The sequence below is a fragment of the Okeania sp. SIO2C9 genome (assembly GCF_010672455.1).
Lineage (GTDB): Bacteria > Cyanobacteriota > Cyanobacteriia > Cyanobacteriales > Microcoleaceae > Okeania.
Genome location: NZ_JAAHGO010000114.1, coordinates 1 through 19,701 on the forward strand (window position 1 = coordinate 1; position 19,701 = coordinate 19,701).

The window sequence follows — 19,701 nt, forward strand, 5'->3', positions numbered from 1 at the left end:
CGAGTTACTGCAATTAATGATTAAATTTAAACTCTGCTATAAAATTTCTGGTATTTCTCAGACCTATATTGCTCCTCAACTTCTAACAGAAGCTCAACCAGAATATGACTGGGATGAAAATAATAATCTGATTTTACGTTACACTTACGAATTTATGCCCAAGGGAATTATTACTCAGTTTATTGTAGCGATGCACGAGGATATTGAGGAGCAAAAATATGTTTGGAAAAGCGGAGTTATTCTCAAGAAAAATGAAGCTAGAGCAGAAGTGATTGAATATTACAGTAAGAGAGAAATAAAAATTAGAATTTCTGGGCAACAAAAACGGGATTTAATGACTATTGTTACTCACGAATTAGATAAAATTCATAGTTCATACAATAATCGACTCAAATATAATAAATTAATTCCTTGTAATTGTAGAACTTGTCAAAATACTCAGAATCCTCACTTCTACAAATTTGAGAAATTAAAAGAACGGCTTAATAATGGCAAAATGACAATTGAATGCGGTAACTCCCCCTATTATGAAGTTAATATCCAGAGTTTAATTGATGATGCAATAGATAGTTATAAGTATGAAAAAAATTCACAACTTAGTCATTCTATTAATATAGATATAGGTGGAAATTTTGATGAAGTAATAGTAAATTCTCCTCAATCAAAAAGAGAGGAAACTAAAAAATTTGGATTTTTAGATTTTTTGGCTTGGATGCAGAATGGGCAAATTATTTTCATCTTAATCTCTTCTATTATTGGCATTATTTTGCTGATTATTTATCCTAAGTTATATCCAGATGGATTACCAGAATTGGTAAAGCCAATTCAAGACATAATTCCAACTCCACAAAAAGAAAATAAATCCGATGAGTGACATTTTTCAAGAATTAAGAATTTAGAATTGATAATTACCTATTCTTATAAATAAGAGGATTGGATAAAAAGATTTTTTTTTCTCCTTTAAAGAAGAAACAAGCGGTCGAGGGATGGCGAGGTCTCCTCGCCATATCCAATCGGACCAAGAGAGAAAAAATTTTCCTTTGAGTCAATCTATTCCGCTTTCACTATCGAATTGACTACTCCCCTGGCTGAAGCCGAGGGGATTCTAAGCGGATGTTTCAAATCGGGTTAAAACCACGATTCTCCACGTTTCACACTTAACTGTCACCGACAATTAGTCAGTGGTGGCAGCTCATATACCACCTAGACGCTCTCACATACTGATGATTAAACCATATGCTTTGCGCTTACTTTTTTGATTATCCTTTCAGAGTGGTTTTACTCAAAGATCGAGCCATAAATCCCTATCTTTGCTGCCTGCTTGTCTGTTGCCTTGGTCTTGGTAGCGACAATACGTCCTACTAGTTTCCTTCCGACAGGAATTTCACCCCTACTAGCAAAGGTTCATCGGGACAAACCTTGTTCTTACTCACATTAATATATTATCTCATATTTTGGGATACAGGAGATTAAAATCTCCAACCTGTTTTCATCCATCGGCTGAAGCCTGATGGCTTTCAACTGCCAAGTTCAAGGTAATTATTAATTATTAATTATTAATTATTAATTGCTGAATCATACGTTCTGCCTGAGAAGCATAACCACCACCGAATAGATTAAAATGATTGAGAATATGATACAAGTTATAAAGACTTTTACGTTGTTGATAACCATCATCTAAAGGCCAGGCTTGATTATACCCACGATAAAAAGCACTGGGAAAACTACCAAATAATTCAGTCATAGCAATATCAACTTCGCGATCGCCCCAATAAGTGGCCGGATCAAAAATTACTGGTTCCCCATCTACAGTTACTCCAGCATTTCCCCCCCATAAGTCACCGTGAACCAGAGAAGGTTGTGGTTGATGACCTGCTAATAATTCTGGGATAATTTTTAGTAGGCGATCGCTCTGACGAAAAGTGCCACCCCGACGTTTTGCTAACTTGAGCTGATAACCAATGCGGTTTTCTGCCCAAAATTCTGCCCAGTCTCCATTCCAAGTATTAATCTGGGGTGTGGAACCGATAGTATTGTTTATATCCCAACCAAATTCACTTTTACCTTGATAGTGATGTAAAGCGGCTAAATTACCTCCCATCTCTTCCCAAGATTTATCCTGACCGCGACCACCTAAGTCTAACCATTCCAAGACAATATAAGAATTATTTCCCTCTGTTCCAGAGCATAAGGGTTTCGGAACACAAATAGTCTGGGTTTCACACATTTGCTTTAACCCCAAAGCTTCTGCTTCAAACATTGCTATCTGGGAAGCTTGATTAAGTTTGACAAAATAGTCGCGACTGCCATTAGTAAGTTTATAGCCACTATTGATGCAACCTCCACCAACTGAATAATGGTTGCTAACTTCAAAATTTTCGGCCGTTACTTGGGCAATATGTTCGGCAATTTTTTTCCACATACATATACAGTCCTATATTTAATAATTTTTTTTTTAAAAAACTAAAAATTAGCTATTGTGCTATAGGCAATAGTATAAGGTGAAGTATTCACAGAAACTGAACTAGAATTGACATCCTCCCCGGCCTAAAGGCGCGGAGATTCCTACTGAGCTGTAACTCCTCGGCGGGTTGACGTTTTGCTGGCGCAAAGCTCCGCTAACATTGGCTGCTGCTACCTTGACGCTAGTCTGACGCTTGCCTCTACGTCCGTTTTTCGTCTCCGAATGCCCAAGGAGCGACTAATATATTTATCGCTGCGTTTTCGTCTCTATCGTGTTTGCTGCCACAGTTTAGACACTTCCACTCTCGCACCTGAAGGTCTAACTTACCACCTTTGAAACCACAACAAGAGCATTTACTTGTAGTTGGCTCCCATCTATCAATAACTCTAAAATCACGACCGTATTTCTCAGCTTTCCCTTCTAAGAATGTTCTGAATTGTCGCCAACCTAAATCAGATATTGCTCTAGATAATTTACGGTTCTTAATCATACCAGAAACGTTCAAATCTTCTAAAACAACTGTTTGGTTTTCACGAATTATTTCAGTAGATAATTTATGCAGAAAATCTGTCCTTGTATCTTTCAGTTTAGCATGGAACTTAGCAACTCTAATCCGTGCTTTTTCATATCTTTTAGACCCCTTAGTTTTATGAGATAATGACTTACTTAACTTTCTTAATTTATTAATTCGTTTTTTAAGTGGTTTAGGAGCATCAACCTTTGTACCATCACTAAATGTAGCAAAGGTTGAAATGCCTAAATCTATACCTACTGAATTATCAGTTTGAGGTAAGATTTCTGGTTGTATTTCTACTACAAAACTTAAGAAATATCTATTAGCTGAGTCTTTGATTACTGTTACTGATGATGGAGCAGCAGGTAAGTCTCTAGACCAAACTATTTTTAGCTTTCCAATCTTGGCTAAATAGACTTTATGTTGACCAACTTTAAACCCTCCCTTTGTAAATCTAGCAGTTTGTTTTGACTTTCTAGTTTTAAATTTAGGAGGTTTAACAGGTTTACCTTTTCTCTTGCCTTGAGTTGATTTAAAAAAGTTAGAGCAACGCCTGGTTTAAATCATTCAAGGACTGCTGCAGTGGTATATTAGAAACCTCTGACAACCATTCTCTGCATTCAGTCTTTTTAGCTTGAGTAATAAAAAGCTTTTGTAGTTCAGAATTAGTGGGCTTATTTTCTCCCGATTTATACTTTTGTTGGCAACAAGCTAGACTATCATTCCAAACCACACGGACACAACCAAATAGCTTTGCTAATCGGTATTTTTGTCCGAGTGTTGGATAGATACGATACTTAAATCTAGCTTTCATAATCTAAGTTTTTAACTAACAGCATCATAACATATTTATCGAATCATTTAGCAACTAAAAATTCGCTCTATAAGGGCGAGGCTTGAGACCCAATTTTACGGTCATTTCAGTTATTAGTTATTAGTTATTAGTTAACAGTACCTCTGGCTGTTTGCGCAGCATGACCTAGGAAACCAAAAGGCTTGAAATAATGAAATTTATTATTTTCACCCCCTTCAAAGGAGAGGCTTTGGACCTTATTTTTTGGTAAAGTTAGCTATTGAGCTTGCCTTGCTTGAATTAATAAAGCAGGCTTTTCCTCAAAACCTGCTGTCTAGAATACTGACTAATAATTTCGTCTAACTATAATGTTTCAGTATGAATTAGCGCCTTCAGCAAACTCTCAACTTTTTCTTCCATCTCTACTAATATATTTAGAGATAAAGTAATATCATCTTCCACTCCCAACAATTTAGCCGCTTTTGTGACAGCTTCTTTCTCTTGTTTTGCGTAATTTTTATCAGCACGAGCCATTTTAATAGCATTATACAGCAATATTCTTGGTGTTGATAAGTCAGGAACATCTGATTTTATCTTGGGCAACAAGTCTTCTAACTTAGCATTCTTGTAGTCAAATTCTTTGTATTTTTCTATAGCTTCTTCAGGAGCGCCAATCATCCGTTGATGATTTATTAACCAGTTCATCTCTGCCTCTGGCACATCCCCATCAGCTCCAGCAATAGCGAGCAACGCATACCCAAAATTAAGATATGCTTCAAACGGAGCAGAAGAAACACCCTGAGTCCTTTTCAGGTATTCTGAGCCTCCTATCATTTGCTCTTCATTTGTTGTCATAATTTGTTTCCTTTTCCTATTTGTTCAAGTCGAGTTTACTGTAGCGACAATTTTTTAGTATCACAGTCAGTAGAGGAAAGCCAGTAAACTTAGCTATTGAGCTTGCCTTACTTGCGGTAATTATATAGCGCTATAGTAGAAAATTATCTCCATAAATTATCAATTACTCCCCTCCTGGGAGCAGGGCTAATTCTTTGTCGTCAGAGAATATTCATAAGAAATACAAAAAATTATGCAAATATACAAATCTCTCCATCTCCCCACCTCCCCATCTCCCCACCTCCCCATCTCCCCATCTCCCCATTCCCCCATCTCCCCATAAATTTTTCTCTAGTGACAATAAATAGACCCTGCCTCCTGGGAGGGGGAGGGGCGAGGGGTGGGTTCCCTGTTCCCTATTCCCTCTTTTATTGGAGATATCTAGTCTATGTAGACTTGCAAATATCAGTTACTTGAATTAATAAAGCAGATTTTCCTCAAAACCTGCTGTCTGGAATATTGGCTAATAATTTCGCCTAATTATAGGGTTTCAGTATGGATCAGCGCCTTTAGCATACTCTCAACTTTTTCTTCCATCTCTACTAATATATTTAGAGATAGGGTAATATCATCTGCAACTCCCAAAAGTTTAGCCGCTTTTTTGACAGCTTCTTCCTCTTGTTTTGCGTAATTTTTATCAGCACGAGACATTTTAATGGCATGATAAAGCAATGTTCTTGGTGCTGACCAGTTAGGAACATCTGTTTTTATCTTGGGCAACAGGTCTTCCAACTTGGCATTCTTGTAGTCAAATTCTTTGTATTTTTCGATCGCTTCTTCAGGAGCGCCAACCATCTGTTGATGATTTATTAACCAGTTCATCTCTGCTTCTGGCACATCCCCATCAGCTCCAGCAATAGCGAGCAGCGCATACCCATAATTAAGATATGCTTCAAAAGGAGCGGAAGAAAGACCCATAGTTCTTTTCAGGTATTCCGAACCTTCTATCATTTGCTCTTCATTTGTGGTCATAATTTGTTTCCTTTTCCTATTTTTTCAAGTTGAGTTTACTGTAGCAACAATTTTTTAGTATCACAGTCAGTAGAGGAAAGCCAGTAAACTTAGCTATTGAGCTTGCCTTACTTGCGGTAATTATATAGCGCTATAGCAGAAAATTATCTCCATAAATTATCAATTACTCCCCTCCTGGGAGGGGGAGGGGGAGGGGCGAGGGGTGGGTTCCCTCTTCCCAGCTCCGGTGTTCCCTGTTCCCTCTTTTCTTCGAGATATCTAGTGTAGGGTTTGCTGAAAAAGTCTTTTTGTTGGGGTAGGAGTCAGAATTTTCTAGGTCATGCTCCGCAAACAGGAGTCAGAATTTAGGAGAAATGGGAATTATAGAAGAAGTAGTAGAAAGAAAGAATTGTCCCTTAATTTTTCTTCTCTTATCTGCTCAAAATACTAACTTTTTGACCTTGAGCAAGCCTAAAACTTTACCATTTTTTCACTTCAAATACGCACGGACGCTAAATATAGTAGGACGAATGCCATTCGCCCCTACGTATGGCGTTTTCAAGGTTGATTTGCGTAAGTCCTGTTTATCTCTTTACTTAACTGAGAACTTTCAACAAAACCTCTGCCATTTCTTTACATCCGACTTGTTTCATTCCTTCGGACATAATATCCCCAGTCCGATAACCCAAATCTAATACTTGCAAAACTGCTTGTTCAATTTTATCTGCTGCGGCAGGTTGCTCTAGAGCATAACGTAACATCATTGCCACACTCAGGACTTGTGCCAGAGGATTAGCCTTATCCTGACCTGCAATATCTGGAGCAGAACCATGAACTGGTTCAAATACTCCCGGTCCAGAAGCACCGAGACTCGCCGAAGGTAACATCCCAATACTGCCTGTCAACATCGCAGCAGCATCAGAGAGAATATCGCCAAATAAATTTCCTGTGACAATCGTATCAAATTGTTTTGGCCAACGAACAAGTTGCATGGCAGCATTATCTACATATAAATGAGATAACTCCACATCTGGATATTCCGAGGACATTTGAGTAATGCGATCGCGCCAAAACTGAGACACTTCCAAAACATTCGCTTTATCTACGGAACACAACTTACCGCCACGTTTTTGAGCTGTCTCAAATCCCACTTTAGCAATACGGTCAATTTCTGACTCAGTATAGGCCATTGTATTAACACCACGTTTTTCTCCGGTTTCTGTCTCAAACACACCCTTGGGCGTGCCAAAATATACTCCACCTGTTAATTCTCGTACCACCATGATATCCACTCCTTCCACAATTTCTCGTTTGAGGGTAGAAGCATCTATTAGTTGGGGCAAAATTTTAGCTGGCCGTAAATTAGCAAATAATCCTAATCCGGACCGTAATCCTAATAATCCTGTTTCTGGCCGTTGATGGCGTGGTAAATTATCCCACTTGTAGCCGCCGATCGCTGCTAAGAGTACGGCATCACTATTGCGACATTTTTCGAGAGTTTCTTTGGGTAGGGGTTCCCCTGTAGCATCGATGGCAACTCCACCGATAAGAGCTTCTTGAAATTCAAAGTTAAGGTTAAATTGGTTACCAATGACTTTTAGGACATCTACCGCCACTGTCATAATTTCAGGGCCAATGCCGTCACCGGGGAGTAGAGTAATGCGGTAGTTCATAATGTTCTATGTTTGAATTTTCTATTGAGTTGAGTTTTTGATTGAGCTAAATATTAACTATATAGCAATTTTTATTAGGGATAAAATAGAAATATTTGGTTTTTAAGGAACAGAAAATTAGAACAATAAGTCTTCTTAAGAAAGGTTGATAAATGGTGGATTACAATTTGAGTAGAAATTCCCATATTTCTATAAATTAGTTTTTTATCAAGATTATATGGTATTGTTTTTCGGGCATATCTAGTGATTAGTTTTGGGTAGATATCACTATTTGCAAAAATACTTTTTTCTTATATATTCCTTGTTCCCTGTTCCCTGTTCTCTGTTCCCTAAAAAATTATTATATATTTTGGCTGTAATAATTTTTTACTATCTAGTGTTTTCAAATGATTAGTAAAAATCTAGGGTCTTGAAAGACTTGCTAAATATTGATATTGAGTTTACATCTCAAGTAAGCATTCAGCTATTAGATTCAGCTAGCCTCCTCCGGAGGAACTACGTTAACAGCAATGAGTAATGAATAATTACTTCTCTGGCTTATAAAGGGGACGCATGCTAGTAACTTTTTATTCTTACTCAACTTCAAAGGTTACTTTTACCTTCTACAAAATTAATAGCTGATAGCTGAATGCTGACGGCTGAATGCTTACCATCTCAAATCAAAATGCTATATATGAAATCTAAGTTCAGTTTAAGACTACAAATTTTATTTTCAGTGATGAATCTCACTTAAATTATACAGAGTATAATATAAAATATCCAGTCAAATTTAATTAATTTAAAATGAATAAACCATTATTTCTGCTGAATAAATTGATGATAATTCTGGCACTACCTATTATTTTAGTTAGCCTGGTTGGTTTTAATAACATAACTCAGGCTCAAACTGAAGAAAAGCGTGCTGCTTGTGTCTTAGTTGATTTTGATGGTCGAATTAGGGCTTCAGGACCTTGCGACGTTAAAATAACTAAAAGTAATACTGGTGTAGAATTTGATATTGAATGGGATGGTTCTATAAGAACTCAGTTCTCTATGAGAAAATTTCCTACTGATGGAACTTACAGCGTAGAAATTAGCAATGGAGGAAGAGCTAGTATGAAAGTTGAAAAAGAAGGTTCAGTATTTATTTTGAGAACCAGTAGTGGTTTTAGAGGCAGAGTAATATTTCCATAAAATAGCAATTAGACAAAATAAATTGATTAGGTATCAGCAAAATCTCTCTAGGCTTAAGTTTTTACTTATTTTATTATTTATCTACTAATCTTGAACTATTATCTTGTGATTAACAATGAATATTAAGCTACAATTTTCAACTATCATCTCTCTAGTTTTTCTTTTTTTCTTGGGTGTAAAAATTTTCTCTACTAATACATCCCATGCTGCATATAAATTACAAATATCAAATCAAATTTTAACTGAAAAAACTGATAAATTTTTATTAGCTGCTGTTGATAGTTGTGAAGTATCAATGCCAAGTTCTTCTACAAATGAACGTCTTGTTCTGAATGTCCGAGAAGTACCTAATGGTAATATTGTTGGTACAGTGGATGATGGAGATACAGTAGAATTAGAAACTACCGATGGTATCGAAGGTTTATTTTGGGTGAAGATTGTTGAGCCAGTTACAGGATATGTTTGGACGGAATATCTGACAAATTGTAATTGAAGAAGGCAGAAAGCAGAAGGGAAAATTGCTTATGGATAGTCTTCTAAACACCACTTAGTGTCTACAAACCCCAAACAATTTCTAAGATGGTGGAGTATTAAACCCGCTACAGAAAAGATAATTTTTTTTGTGATAAATATATTAATAAATATCTGACTCAGCCAAGATGATTTCTTTTTAAGCTGAGTTATTTTTATTGCTGAAATTTTTCCATTAACCAAGTTCCAACTAAACGTTGATTCATATTTCGACTACGTTGAAGTGCTTCATCAAGTAAGGAAATTTTTAATCCTGGTCATTTTAGTTATCAGTTATCAGTTAGCCTCCTATCGGAGGAACTTCGTTAACAGTATCTCTGCAATAAGGAGGCAAAAAAATACGGAATTATCTTTTTTTATCCCCTTAAAAGGGGAGACTTTAGACAAAAATTTATCGGTAAAACATGAGATACAGTTGTTTTTCTTTTTTTCTATCCCCTGTTTCTCGAATTACTACTCCTTACTCCCTAAAATAAACGAATTTTTTACTTCTCCAATATGAGAATTGCTATATGAATCATTTTTACTGTTGAAATTTTTCCATTAACCAAATTCCAACTAACCTTTGATTCATGTTGCGACTACGTTGAAGTGCTTCGTCAAGTAAGGAAATTTTTAATCCTGGTCATTTCAGTTATCAGTTATCAGTTATCAGTACCTCTGCAATAAGGAGGCAAAAAATACGGAATTATCTTTTTTTTATCCCCTTAAAAGGGGAGACTTTAGACAAAAATTTATCGGTAAAACATGAGATACAGTTGTTTATTCTTTTTTTCTATCCCCTGTTTCTCGAATTACTACTCCTTACTCCCTAAAATAAACGAATTTTTTACTTCTCCAATATTAGAATTGCTATCTGAATCATTTTTACTGTTGAAATTTTTCCATTAACCAAGTTCCAACTAAACGTTGATTCATGTTGCGACTACGCTGAAGTGCTGCGTCAAGTAAGGAAATTTTTAATCCTGGTCATTTCAGTTATCAGTTATCAGTTATCAGTACCTCTGCAATAAGGAGGCAAAAAAATACGGAATTATCTTTTTTTTATCCCCTTAAAAGGGGAGACTTTAGACCAAAATTTATCGGTAAAATATGAGTTATCTATGGCTTTTACGTTGAAGTCCTTCATCAAGTAAAGATTTTTTTAATCCTGGTCAAACAAGATATTTTATAATTTGTTTACTACTTCCATTAACTACTGAAAATGCAATTACTTGTACATTTTGTACATCAACGATCCAATATTCTCCCACTCCAATATTTTCATATAAAATACGTTTTTCTCCTTTATCGTCTGATAGATAGCTATTAGCAACTTCTATTACTAAGTCTGGTGCTGGATATTTTTCTAAGTCAATAATAGAGGTTTCAGGAGGAACAACATCGGCATTTTTTCTCAAATAATAGGAGGCATCTGGTTGAGCATATTTCAATCCTGCTTTTCTATAAGTTGAATTATCTATACCGTTAAAATCAATACTTTTGAAAATGGCAAATAGATTTACTATCAGCATGATTACTGCGTGGTCTCTGCCATGTTTATGACTGAGTGGACTCATTTCAATTCGATATTTTTGATTGTGATAGTAACACTTTGCTTTTTCGCTATCTAGATTTTCAATTACTTGTAAATATTCTGACCAAGTTGCAGTTACCCAAGTATCAGTTAAGATTTTTGTTTGTAAGTTACTCATTATTTATCTGCTTCTTTAAACAAATTTATTTGTAAGCTGAGTTATCTTTAGAACAATTCCCATAGTTGTGAAGTACAAAATTCGTTTGTTTTAGGGAACAGGGAAAAGAATAGAATAGAAATAAAAATAGGTGTACCTCATTAGTCTGAGAAAGGCTATATCAGGACTTACGCAAAGGAACTACATATAGTAGATAAAAACTATAGCACTATGGTATATATGGTGTTTTTGTCGGAAAAATGCGTAATTCCTGTATATGTTTGAAATTGTTCTATTAACCAAGTGCTATCTAAGCGTTAATTCATGTTTCGACTAAGCACTATATATAGTAGATAAAAACTATAGCACTATGGTATATATGGTGTTTTTGTCGGAAAAATGCGTAATTCCTGTATATGTCTGAAATTGTTATATTAACCAAGTGCTATCTAAGCGTTAATTCATGTTTCGGTGGTGGTGCATAGTAATGGTAAAGGAAGTGTGGGGAGATGGGGACCCACCCGCGCACCCCTCCGGTGGAGGGGAATGTGGGGAGATGGGGAGTGTGGGAAAAATTAAAAAATATATATCCTCACCATTACCATGCAGGACTACCCATGTTTCGACTAAGCACTACATATAGTAGATAAAAACTATAGCACTATGTTATATATGGTGTTTTTGTCGGAAAAATGCGTAATTCCTGTATATGTTTGAAATTGTTATATTAACCAAGTGCGATCTAAGCGTTAATTCATGTTTCGACTAAGCACTATATATAGTAGATAAAAACTATAGCACTATGGTATATATGGTGTTTTTGTCGGAAAAATGCGTAATTCCTGTATATGTCTGAAATTGTTATATTAACCAAGTGCTATCTAAGCGTTAATTCATGTTTCGACTAAGTTCCAATGCTTGATTTAATAGAGAAATTTTTAATTCTGGTAAAACTATAGCGTTTCTCAAGTTAATGAATTTTATGCCTCACTTAGAGATGGGAATTGCTATAGAGGTTTTCTAAATTTTTCCCAAAATAATTGATTTTCTATTCCCTATTCCCTACTCCCTACTTCCTACTCCTCAAATTCAACTTCTTCGTAAATATCCTGTAAAGATATTCCAGATTCAACGGAACTTAAATACAAAGTATCTTCTGAATTACTAAATTCTGATAATAACCATTTCCCTTCTTCAGTCTTGCTAAATTGTTCTACATGATTCCTATATTGGTCAATCAAAATATATTCTTGAAAACTACTTATACTTCGGTAATACTCAAATTTTTTTCCTCGGTCATAGCTTTCTGTATAATTTGATAATATTTCTGCAATTATCAGAGGATTAGTAATAGTATCTCGTCTATTTTCAGCATAGACTAAAGGAATAGCAACAACCATTACATCTGGATAAGTATAAAGTCTAGATTCAGGTATCCATAAACGTAAATCAGTCATAAATACTCGATATGGTTTACTTTTTAGTGCATACTTCAGCGCTGAACTAAAGTTCAGAGATATTAAATTGTGATTTGGCGTACATCCAACCATTTGAATTATTTGCCCCTGACGATATTCACTTCTAAATTCTGCTGCTTCTTCCAGTTCTAAATACTCTTCGGTAGAGTAATATTTTTGCTCAGTTGCCAGCATAATTTTCTCCTTTTTTGTTTTTGAATTTTTACTTAATTAGGGTTTGCTGAATAAAATCTTTTGGTAGGAGTAGGAGTCAGGAGTCAGGATAAATGGGAATTATAGAGGAGGTAGTCGGAAAAATTGTAAGAGTGATTTTTCTGCCATAATCGTCCCAAAATACTAGCTTTATGCAGCTCTTTTCACTGAAAAGCTGACACTTTTTTAGACCAAAAAATTCTACAACTAATATCAGTCAATGCTTTGATATTTAATCAGCAAGCCCTAATTATACCAAATTCAAAAAAGATAGTTACAGGATAATGACGGTCATTTTAGTTATCAGTTATCAGTTATCAGTTAACAGTATCTCTGCAATAAGGAGGCTTGAAATACGGAATTATCTTTTTTTTATCCCCTTATACCAATTACCAAAAGTAATACTATACTTAGATAACACTTCAGTTATTAAGTAATTAAACTATCCTAATGATTTTTTTGCTAATTTGAGTCAATTTAATATTAATTATTATTATTTTTATTTCTCCCCCACTCCCCCTCCTGCGAGGGGTTAGGGGTGAGTCCCCTACTATGCGAAAATGTAGAAAAGTTGTTGATAAATGGTATTAAAAGGGAAGGCTTTAGACCACAATTTTTCGGTAAAAGAGTCAAATCCTACCTTTCAAAGCGGAGTTGAAATAGGGTTTGCTGAAAAAAGCAGAGCCTGGGGAGGGTGGGGAGTGTCGGAAGTGTGGGGAGAAAGAGAAAGTAGGAGGAATAATTCTATATGTCAGTGCTTTTAGATTTAATGAGAAAACCCTAAATATATGCTGTTTAAATGGAAATAAAAATCAATCCACCCTCAAATTAGATAAACAATTAGATAATTTAATAAACTACGTTAAATCAATTATGGAGTAGTCTTTCTTGAATGTAAAATCAAAGATTTATAGTTTACCAAGATAAAAGAGAATGTAAGCATTCAGCTATTAGGATTCAGCAAACAGATGCATGAACATATAGGACTTACTAAGGTTAGCTTGTTACCTTTTTTTTTCCTGGGGAATGCTGCATAAACATAATTTTGAATACTCCTTCTAAGATAATAAGTTAATAACTGAAGTCCGCACTTCCGACTTTATGAGGCTAGCTGATAGCTGATAGCTGACTGCTGAATGTTTACAAGAGAATATTCCAGATTTCAAGCCTCCTTATTGCAGAGATACTGATAACTGATAACTGATAACTGATAACTGAAATGACTTCTATTCTAATAACTGCTTTAACTTTTGCTCATTCCAAAGTGACTGATATAATCCAGTTTGCTTTACTAATTCTGCATGATTTCCAATTTGTACAATTTTCCCTTTATCCATGACAAAAATTCTATTAGCAGTAGCAGCAGCAGACATTTGATGGGAGATAAAAATTACTGTTTTCTTTTGAGTTCCAGTTGATAAATTTTGCAAAATATGAGTTGCTGTCTGATTATCTACGCTGGAAAGTGCATCATCTAAAATTAATATTGGAGCGTCAACTAATAAGGCTCTTGCTAATGCTGTCCTTTGTCTTTGTCCCCCTGATAAAGTAATCCCTCTTTCTCCAACTATAGTTTCATATTGTTGGGGAAAGTTGAGAATTTCTGCGTGAATTTGTGCTTGTTTAGCAGCAGTTTCTATTTCTATTTGTTTAGCTAATGGGTCGCCATAACGGATATTATTTTTAATTGTTGTACTGAAGAGAAAACTTTCTTGAGGAACGTAGGCGATCGCTTGTCGTAAATCTGTTAATTTTAGTTGAGTTATGTCATAGCCATCTATAAATAGTTGGTCAATGTTAATATCTAAAAGTCGAGGTAATGTATTTGCTAAAGTTGATTTTCCGGCACCAATAGATCCGACTATAGCTATAGTTTCTCCTGGTTTAATCAGAAAGTTAATGTTGTCTAAGGCTGGTGTTTTACTACCCGGATAAGTATATGTTAATCCTTGGCTTTTTACCCAACCTTTTACCACTTTTGGAAAATCTAGAGGTGATTCATGGTCTTTAATTTTCGGTTCAACTGTGAGAATAGCTTCTATACGGTCAATACTTACTTCCCCTCTTTGATAAGCAGTAATAGTAAAACCTAGTAATGCGGTGGGAAAAACTAAACGCTCAACATAAAGAATTAAAGCTACAAAATTACCAACTGTTAATTCACCATTTTCCAAGTATATTGACCCATTCATTAGCAATATTAATAAACTTGAACTTGCTAAACTGACTAGGACAGGAAAAAGAATATTACGAGTTCTAGCCAACTCTAAATTTGCCTCTAAAAGTCGTTGATTATAATTGCTAAAACCTTGTCGTTCATTTTCTTCTTGAGCATAAATTTTGATTAGAGAAATACCATTCATATCCTCTTGAATCAAATCGCTCATATTAGAAAGTTCTTCTTGCACAGCTAATTGTTGACTCTGCAATTTAGCACTAAATATTTTCACCAGTATTAGCATGATAGGATAAACAGAAACTGCTAATATAGTTAACCGCACATTAATAGAAAGCATAACTGGCATGGTTAAACCATAGGCAAAAATTGTATTGCTAATACTTAATACTGCAAAACCTAATAGTCTGCGGATATTATCAACATCACTTGTGGCGCGGTTGATTAAATCTCCTATTGTATTATTACTAAAGTAGGATGGTTCTAATTTTAAGAGTCGATTAAAAATCTTTTGTTTGAGGTCAAATTCTACCTGTCTTCCTACTCCAAATATGAGTATGCGCGATACTATTCTAATTACCCACATAATGGAGGCAAAAATTATAATTGCTACTACATAGTATAAAAATTCATCAAATTTGCTTGCTACTTTTAAATCATCTATTGCTTGACTAATTAATTTGGGAATATAGATTCCTAAACTATTGACTATTAGTAGAGAAAAAATTCCTAATGATGATTTTTTCCAGTGGGGACGTAAATAGGAGGCTAATTTTTGAAGTCGTAATTGAGAAGATTGAGGCATAGTAGTGATTTTAAATTTTAGATAATGTTATGATTGTAGATATAGCAGAAGGAAGAAGAAAGAAGGCGTTTAGTTATCTATCAGAGAAGGAAATATCTGGCTTTGTCTGAGTTTTAAGCTTTTGATCTGTCCTAATCTTTCCTTCCACTGCTATAGTTTCAAGATACAAAAAAAATTAACTAGCTATCAGCTTTTAGCATTCAGCTATCAGCTTTTAGCAGCTCTGGTTAAAATCCCCTGCAACCCCAAGCGCAGGATTGTTTAGGAGGGGTTTAAATCCCCTTATTTCGCTTTAGAAAAATAATCTTGCTGACTGCTGACTGCTGACTGCTAACCGCTTTTTTATATATATTGAAAATCCATGAAAAAATTGCTAGTTATTGTTACAAATGAGCTGTATCAATTAAAGAAGGAAAAATGTAGATGGGGATACTAAAAAGTTGTAGTTCCGCGTTTACAAACTCCAACCAATTGGAGACACCGAGGGTGAGTTGTGAGGTATTAAATCTATAAAGGAAAAGATAAATGTATGACTCCTAAATAATTTTTTCTGAAATTAAACTCAAAATATTACTAAAATTATCTTAATATCTTAACCATAATATTTGTCACAGTAGGACTAACAAATATGGGCAAGCAATTTTCTCTTTCATTCAATGTAAAAGACGATAACAGTATTGAAACTGAATCTATTAAAGTTAAACTCGAAGCTCCTAAAAAGAAACCGCCAAAAACACCTCCCGGACAAGATTTTGTGAGAATATTGTTATTTATATTTTTAGGTGTTTGTTTGATTGTTACTTTTTTAGTGCCAGGTGGTAAAAAAAGCATAAATCAGCAGCCGTCTACTCCTGCTTCTCCTGCTTCTACTGCTTCTCCTTCTAATCCAGAGAACAATCCAACAACTACGTCCTCTAGTAATTATGACCCATTATAAGTAATACCATTTCTCAAAAGCTTTTCTACATTTTCTGGAGCTGGGGAGTGGGGGAGAATTAAACATAAGAATAATTAACATTAACTGGGATGCTAATTGGCAACAAGATTATTTTAACTGTGTTAATTACTTAATAACTGAAGTGTTACCTAAGTTAAGCATTAATCCATCGGATTTTTTATAATATCTTTAATGAATAAGATTAAGTTCATTAATGGATGATGGATAATTGATAATTACCTCTGGTTAAAACTGTTATTGATTGAATATAAGGAAATATTATTTCCTTTTTCCTCCTTAAAACGGTCGGTTTTAAACCAGAATGATTTAATATTTAATAATTAATAATTAATTATTCGGTACTAATTATTTAGTGAATTTTTTGAATATAAATTATCATCAAAATCATTATTAAAGATCATAAAAATACCCCTCTACTATTCAAAATTGTTGAGGGGCATAAATTTAGATTTTGTTTCAGCAAAAACAATATAGTTAGTTGAAAATACTTCCTCAAAAACCAGGAGCTAACCAACCGCGTAAGAAATAGTAAAATAAAGCTAAATACTCTTCCCAAACTTCTGTAGTTAGTAAAAGTGCTTGAGCATTGGGTAGAAAATCTGCTAGTACAAAACGATAGGAAGAATCTTCATAAGGATTTACAGTATTAAAATCTGTGGGAGCTGGAATAACCCTCATCCCTATATCAGTAAAAGTTAAACTAGCACGACGAATATTAACAGCAGAAGTAACAAGAATAACTGTAGGGTCTAAACCTCTTACATCCAAAATATCCCTTGTTTCAATTGCACTTTCATAGACAGTCCTTCCATCTGGTTCTAGAATAATAGCCCGTCTTGGAACACCCAATTCAATTAAAATTTTCTTGATATCTACAGCTTCAACTGTACTATTATCATCTCCAATTCTCGGACCAGCACTTACTATAATATAGGGAGCAAAACCTTTCTTATATAGTTGAGATGCGTAAATAATCCGCTCTGCTGTTTTAGTCAGCTGAACTTGTATTCTGTCTGGTATTACAGGTTGAGTTGTTCCCTGACCTAATAATACAATTGCATCTGCTTTTTCGTCACAACAAGCTGATACAGAAACAAGTTCTATAGCATCCTCCTCTGCTTGTTGAGCCGCCCATACAGCAAATACTGGCGAGCTAGAAATTATCAGAACTATTAAAGCTGTAATAATCAGAGTTGGTGCTGGACTTTTTATCGCTCCACTTGATATGAGAGTAGTGGCATAGATCAAAAGTATAATCGAAAAACCAAGTGGTTTAAAAGCAAAAGCCAGAAACCTAAAAACAGCAGCTCCTACTGGACTATCTGGTGCATAAAATGCCAGTATTAACAGAATAATTGAAAATACTAACAACAACTTAGAAATCAAGTTTTTCTTATCACCACCAGAACTATCCCATAGTGACTTAATTATACAAATTAACAGTATTAAGAATACTATTCTTGTTAAAATTATCAGCATAATTTTTTGATTTTTGTCCTTAAAAAAATTAGATTGTTTGCTTAATTAGCTAACTTGATTCATGGAGGCTTTCTCATAACATAAAAAATAAGGCGTTGCTGAATGATTGTATAATTTTTAGTGGTCAGTAATCAGTAGTTAAAAGAAAATTTCTCTTGATAACTTATCTATTAATACCTACTCACTCATCAATTTCATACCTTACTTCAGCGAAGCCAAAAATAAAAATCAACTTATTTTATCGGTACTTAAGTTGAGCGTTAATTGCTTCCGTCACTGCTTGGATTACTTTAACACGAGCATAATGCTTATTATCCCCCGCAATTAAAGTCCAAGGTGCAGTTGCTGTACTTGTAAGCTCAATCATTTGATTAACAGCTACTTCATAAACTTCCCACTTTTCTCGATTGCGCCAATCTTCTGCTGTTAGCTTATACTGCTTAAATGGGTCATTTTGTCGCTCAGTAAATCGCTTTAACTGTTCCTCCTGACTAATATGTAACCAAAACTTGACCAAAACATAACCTGCACTGGTCAATTGTCCCTCAAACTCATTAATTTCTTGATATGCACGTTGCCATTCTAACTCTGTAGCAAATTTTTCCACCCGCTCCACCAAAACTCGACCATACCAACTGCGGTCAAAAATACCAATATTTCCTGCTTCTGGCAACTGTTTCCAAAACCGCCAGAGATAATGATAGGCCTTTTCTAACTCAGTTGGTGCAGCAAAAGCATTAACTACATAACTACGAGGGTCTAAATTATCCGTTAATCTTTTAATTGCCCCACCCTTACCCGCAGCATCCCAACCCTCAAATATTACCAGCACAGGGATTTGATGTTTGTAAATTTCCAATTGCAGTTTATTCAAAAGTTCTTGCTGCTGCCGTAGAGATTTTTTATACTTTTTTGGAGATAAGCTTTGGGTCAAATCTACTTCAGCCAAAAAATCTGTTTCCCTTGATTTGAGTTGTTCTTGAAGAGGATTTTTGAGTGGTACAGCCTGAATATGCAGTCCATCCAAAGCTTGACTCAAAGTTGAGGCCATTTCTGTCAGTACTTTGACTCTTGCCCAACGTTGACAATTTCCTTCTACCAATGTCCAGGGAGCAAATTCTGTGTTGGTATGAATCAGCATTTCCTCAGCAAAAGCAGTATATTGTTTATAATTTTTTGCTTGTTGCCAGTCTTCACTTCTGACCCGCCAAGCTTTTAAAGAATCAGCAGCAGTTTTTTTTAAACGCTTCTTCAATTCTTTTTTGCTCAGATGTATCCAGAATTTAGCGATCGCCACCCCATTATCCACCATCTGACGTTCAAAAGCATTAATTTGTCCTAATCTGATAGGAATTTCTGGTTCTGAAGCTCTTTTAAATAATCGCTCTTCCAGGACATGAGTGTACCAGCTATGATAGAAAAATCCAATTTGTCCCGCTCTAGGAAGTCTTTGCCAAAACCTCCACATAAAAGGATATTGTCGTTCTTGTGCTGTAGCAGGCCAAATTGGATGAACCACAAACCCCCGTGGGTCCATATATCCTACTATTTGTTTAACTAGAGCACCTTTACCAGCAGCTGCCCAACCTTCTAAAACTATCAGCACAGGTAATTTTTTTTGCCAGCAAGCTCTCTGTAGCGATCGTAACTGTCGCATCAGTGCTTCTAACTGTGTATTATAAGTATCTTTGTTGAGAAAAAGGCTTAGGTCTAGGGTTTCTAACATAGATCTTAAAATTTTAGATAGTGGGGAATTTGTGTAGATTTAAAATTCATTTAGTTTTGACTTTTAAAATATATATATTGTGATGTGCAAATTCTATAAACAAAACTTATAACTTAGTTAAACAACACTATCCTTAACACCCCTTTACAAACCGAAATAAACTAGCTATATTATTAACAACGGCAAAGGAAAACAACACCCAAGCCGCCGTACCTCGAAAA

15 protein-coding genes and 1 pseudogene are annotated in these 19,701 nt (G+C 35.1%); 5 read left to right on the plus strand and 11 right to left on the minus strand.

Annotated elements, in window-relative coordinates:
- Nucleotides 1-874, plus strand: an 874-nt coding sequence (locus F6K23_RS37215) for a COR domain-containing protein (protein WP_293165756.1), incomplete at its 5' end; no start/stop codon positions are given.
- A 675-nt stretch (nucleotides 875-1,549) separates the two neighbouring features.
- Here the strand turns inward: F6K23_RS37215 and F6K23_RS37220 are convergent.
- From F6K23_RS37220 to leuB, 6 genes and pseudogenes are all read right to left on the minus strand, one after another.
- The gene (locus tag F6K23_RS37220) at nucleotides 1,550-2,422 is read right to left on the minus strand and encodes a fructosamine kinase family protein (protein ID WP_293165758.1); all 873 of its coding nucleotides are present in this window, start codon (nucleotides 2,420-2,422) and stop codon (nucleotides 1,550-1,552) included.
- Between the two features lie 241 nt (nucleotides 2,423-2,663).
- A pseudogene (locus F6K23_RS42515) lies at nucleotides 2,664-3,464 on the minus strand (RNA-guided endonuclease InsQ/TnpB family protein); the annotation flags it as partial.
- Between the two features lie 55 nt (nucleotides 3,465-3,519).
- Complete coding sequence (locus tag F6K23_RS42520; protein ID WP_367267930.1) at nucleotides 3,520-3,792, minus strand: helix-turn-helix domain-containing protein; 273 nt, start codon at nucleotides 3,790-3,792, stop codon at nucleotides 3,520-3,522.
- A gap of 342 nt (nucleotides 3,793-4,134) precedes the next feature.
- Complete coding sequence (locus tag F6K23_RS37230) at nucleotides 4,135-4,626, minus strand: hypothetical protein (RefSeq protein WP_293165760.1); 492 nt, start codon at nucleotides 4,624-4,626, stop codon at nucleotides 4,135-4,137.
- Between the two features lie 519 nt (nucleotides 4,627-5,145).
- Entirely contained in the window at nucleotides 5,146-5,637 is a 492-nt protein-coding gene (locus tag F6K23_RS37235) for a hypothetical protein (RefSeq protein ID WP_293165762.1), read from the minus strand.
- A gap of 575 nt (nucleotides 5,638-6,212) precedes the next feature.
- Complete coding sequence (gene leuB / locus F6K23_RS37240) at nucleotides 6,213-7,289, minus strand: 3-isopropylmalate dehydrogenase (protein ID WP_293165764.1); 1,077 nt, start codon at nucleotides 7,287-7,289, stop codon at nucleotides 6,213-6,215.
- Between the two features lie 783 nt (nucleotides 7,290-8,072).
- Here leuB and F6K23_RS37245 point away from each other — a divergent pair.
- Complete coding sequence (locus F6K23_RS37245) at nucleotides 8,073-8,462, plus strand: hypothetical protein (RefSeq protein ID WP_293165766.1); 390 nt, start codon at nucleotides 8,073-8,075, stop codon at nucleotides 8,460-8,462.
- A gap of 115 nt (nucleotides 8,463-8,577) precedes the next feature.
- Nucleotides 8,578-8,955, plus strand: coding sequence for an SH3 domain-containing protein (locus F6K23_RS37250; protein WP_293165768.1), 378 nt, complete (start codon nucleotides 8,578-8,580; stop codon nucleotides 8,953-8,955).
- A gap of 1,192 nt (nucleotides 8,956-10,147) precedes the next feature.
- Here F6K23_RS37250 and F6K23_RS37270 read toward each other — a convergent pair.
- Nucleotides 10,148-10,687 (minus strand): Uma2 family endonuclease, encoded by a 540-nt coding sequence (locus F6K23_RS37270; RefSeq protein ID WP_293165770.1) that lies wholly within the window; start codon nucleotides 10,685-10,687, stop codon nucleotides 10,148-10,150.
- Between the two features lie 466 nt (nucleotides 10,688-11,153).
- Here F6K23_RS37270 and F6K23_RS37275 point away from each other — a divergent pair, with 466 nt between their 5' ends.
- Entirely contained in the window at nucleotides 11,154-11,309 is a 156-nt protein-coding gene (locus F6K23_RS37275; protein ID WP_293165772.1) for a hypothetical protein, read from the plus strand.
- Between the two features lie 433 nt (nucleotides 11,310-11,742).
- Here the strand turns inward: F6K23_RS37275 and F6K23_RS37280 are convergent, their stop codons facing one another.
- A complete protein-coding gene (locus tag F6K23_RS37280) occupies nucleotides 11,743-12,318 on the minus strand; it encodes a Uma2 family endonuclease (RefSeq protein ID WP_293165774.1) in 576 nt (191 codons plus the stop codon).
- Between the two features lie 1,244 nt (nucleotides 12,319-13,562).
- Complete coding sequence (locus F6K23_RS37285) at nucleotides 13,563-15,317, minus strand: ABC transporter ATP-binding protein (protein ID WP_293165776.1); 1,755 nt, start codon at nucleotides 15,315-15,317, stop codon at nucleotides 13,563-13,565.
- A gap of 628 nt (nucleotides 15,318-15,945) precedes the next feature.
- On the opposite strand from F6K23_RS37285, the gene F6K23_RS37290 reads away from it, so the two are divergent.
- Nucleotides 15,946-16,254 (plus strand): hypothetical protein, encoded by a 309-nt coding sequence (locus F6K23_RS37290; RefSeq protein WP_287244717.1) that lies wholly within the window; start codon nucleotides 15,946-15,948, stop codon nucleotides 16,252-16,254.
- Between the two features lie 513 nt (nucleotides 16,255-16,767).
- Here the strand turns inward: F6K23_RS37290 and F6K23_RS37295 are convergent.
- Together F6K23_RS37295 and pap are read right to left on the minus strand one after the other, a co-directional pair.
- Nucleotides 16,768-17,754 (minus strand): YdcF family protein, encoded by a 987-nt coding sequence (locus tag F6K23_RS37295; RefSeq protein WP_293165779.1) that lies wholly within the window; start codon nucleotides 17,752-17,754, stop codon nucleotides 16,768-16,770.
- Nucleotides 17,755-17,992: 238 nt separating this feature from the next.
- Nucleotides 17,993-19,480, minus strand: a complete 1,488-nt coding sequence (pap, locus tag F6K23_RS37300; RefSeq protein ID WP_293165781.1) for a polyphosphate:AMP phosphotransferase — start codon at nucleotides 19,478-19,480, stop codon at nucleotides 17,993-17,995.
- Between the last annotated feature and the right edge of the window lie 221 nt (nucleotides 19,481-19,701).

Coding starts and splice junctions, on each gene's coding strand:
- F6K23_RS37230 (WP_293165760.1), bottom strand. CDS start 4,626: ATGACAACAAATGAAGAGCAAATGATAGGAGGCTCAGAATACCTGAAA.
- F6K23_RS37270 (WP_293165770.1), bottom strand. CDS start 10,687: ATGAGTAACTTACAAACAAAAATCTTAACTGATACTTGGGTAACTGCA.
- leuB (WP_293165764.1), bottom strand. CDS start 7,289: ATGAACTACCGCATTACTCTACTCCCCGGTGACGGCATTGGCCCTGAA.
- F6K23_RS37290 (WP_287244717.1), top strand. CDS start 15,946: ATGGGCAAGCAATTTTCTCTTTCATTCAATGTAAAAGACGATAACAGT.
- F6K23_RS37235 (WP_293165762.1), bottom strand. CDS start 5,637: ATGACCACAAATGAAGAGCAAATGATAGAAGGTTCGGAATACCTGAAA.
- F6K23_RS37250 (WP_293165768.1), top strand. CDS start 8,578: ATGAATATTAAGCTACAATTTTCAACTATCATCTCTCTAGTTTTTCTT.
- F6K23_RS37275 (WP_293165772.1), top strand. CDS start 11,154: ATGGTAAAGGAAGTGTGGGGAGATGGGGACCCACCCGCGCACCCCTCC.
- F6K23_RS37295 (WP_293165779.1), bottom strand. CDS start 17,754: ATGCTGATAATTTTAACAAGAATAGTATTCTTAATACTGTTAATTTGT.
- F6K23_RS37285 (WP_293165776.1), bottom strand. CDS start 15,317: ATGCCTCAATCTTCTCAATTACGACTTCAAAAATTAGCCTCCTATTTA.
- pap (WP_293165781.1), bottom strand. CDS start 19,480: ATGTTAGAAACCCTAGACCTAAGCCTTTTTCTCAACAAAGATACTTAT.
- F6K23_RS37220 (WP_293165758.1), bottom strand. CDS start 2,422: ATGTGGAAAAAAATTGCCGAACATATTGCCCAAGTAACGGCCGAAAAT.
- F6K23_RS37245 (WP_293165766.1), top strand. CDS start 8,073: ATGAATAAACCATTATTTCTGCTGAATAAATTGATGATAATTCTGGCA.
- F6K23_RS37280 (WP_293165774.1), bottom strand. CDS start 12,318: ATGCTGGCAACTGAGCAAAAATATTACTCTACCGAAGAGTATTTAGAA.
- F6K23_RS42520 (WP_367267930.1), bottom strand. CDS start 3,792: ATGAAAGCTAGATTTAAGTATCGTATCTATCCAACACTCGGACAAAAA.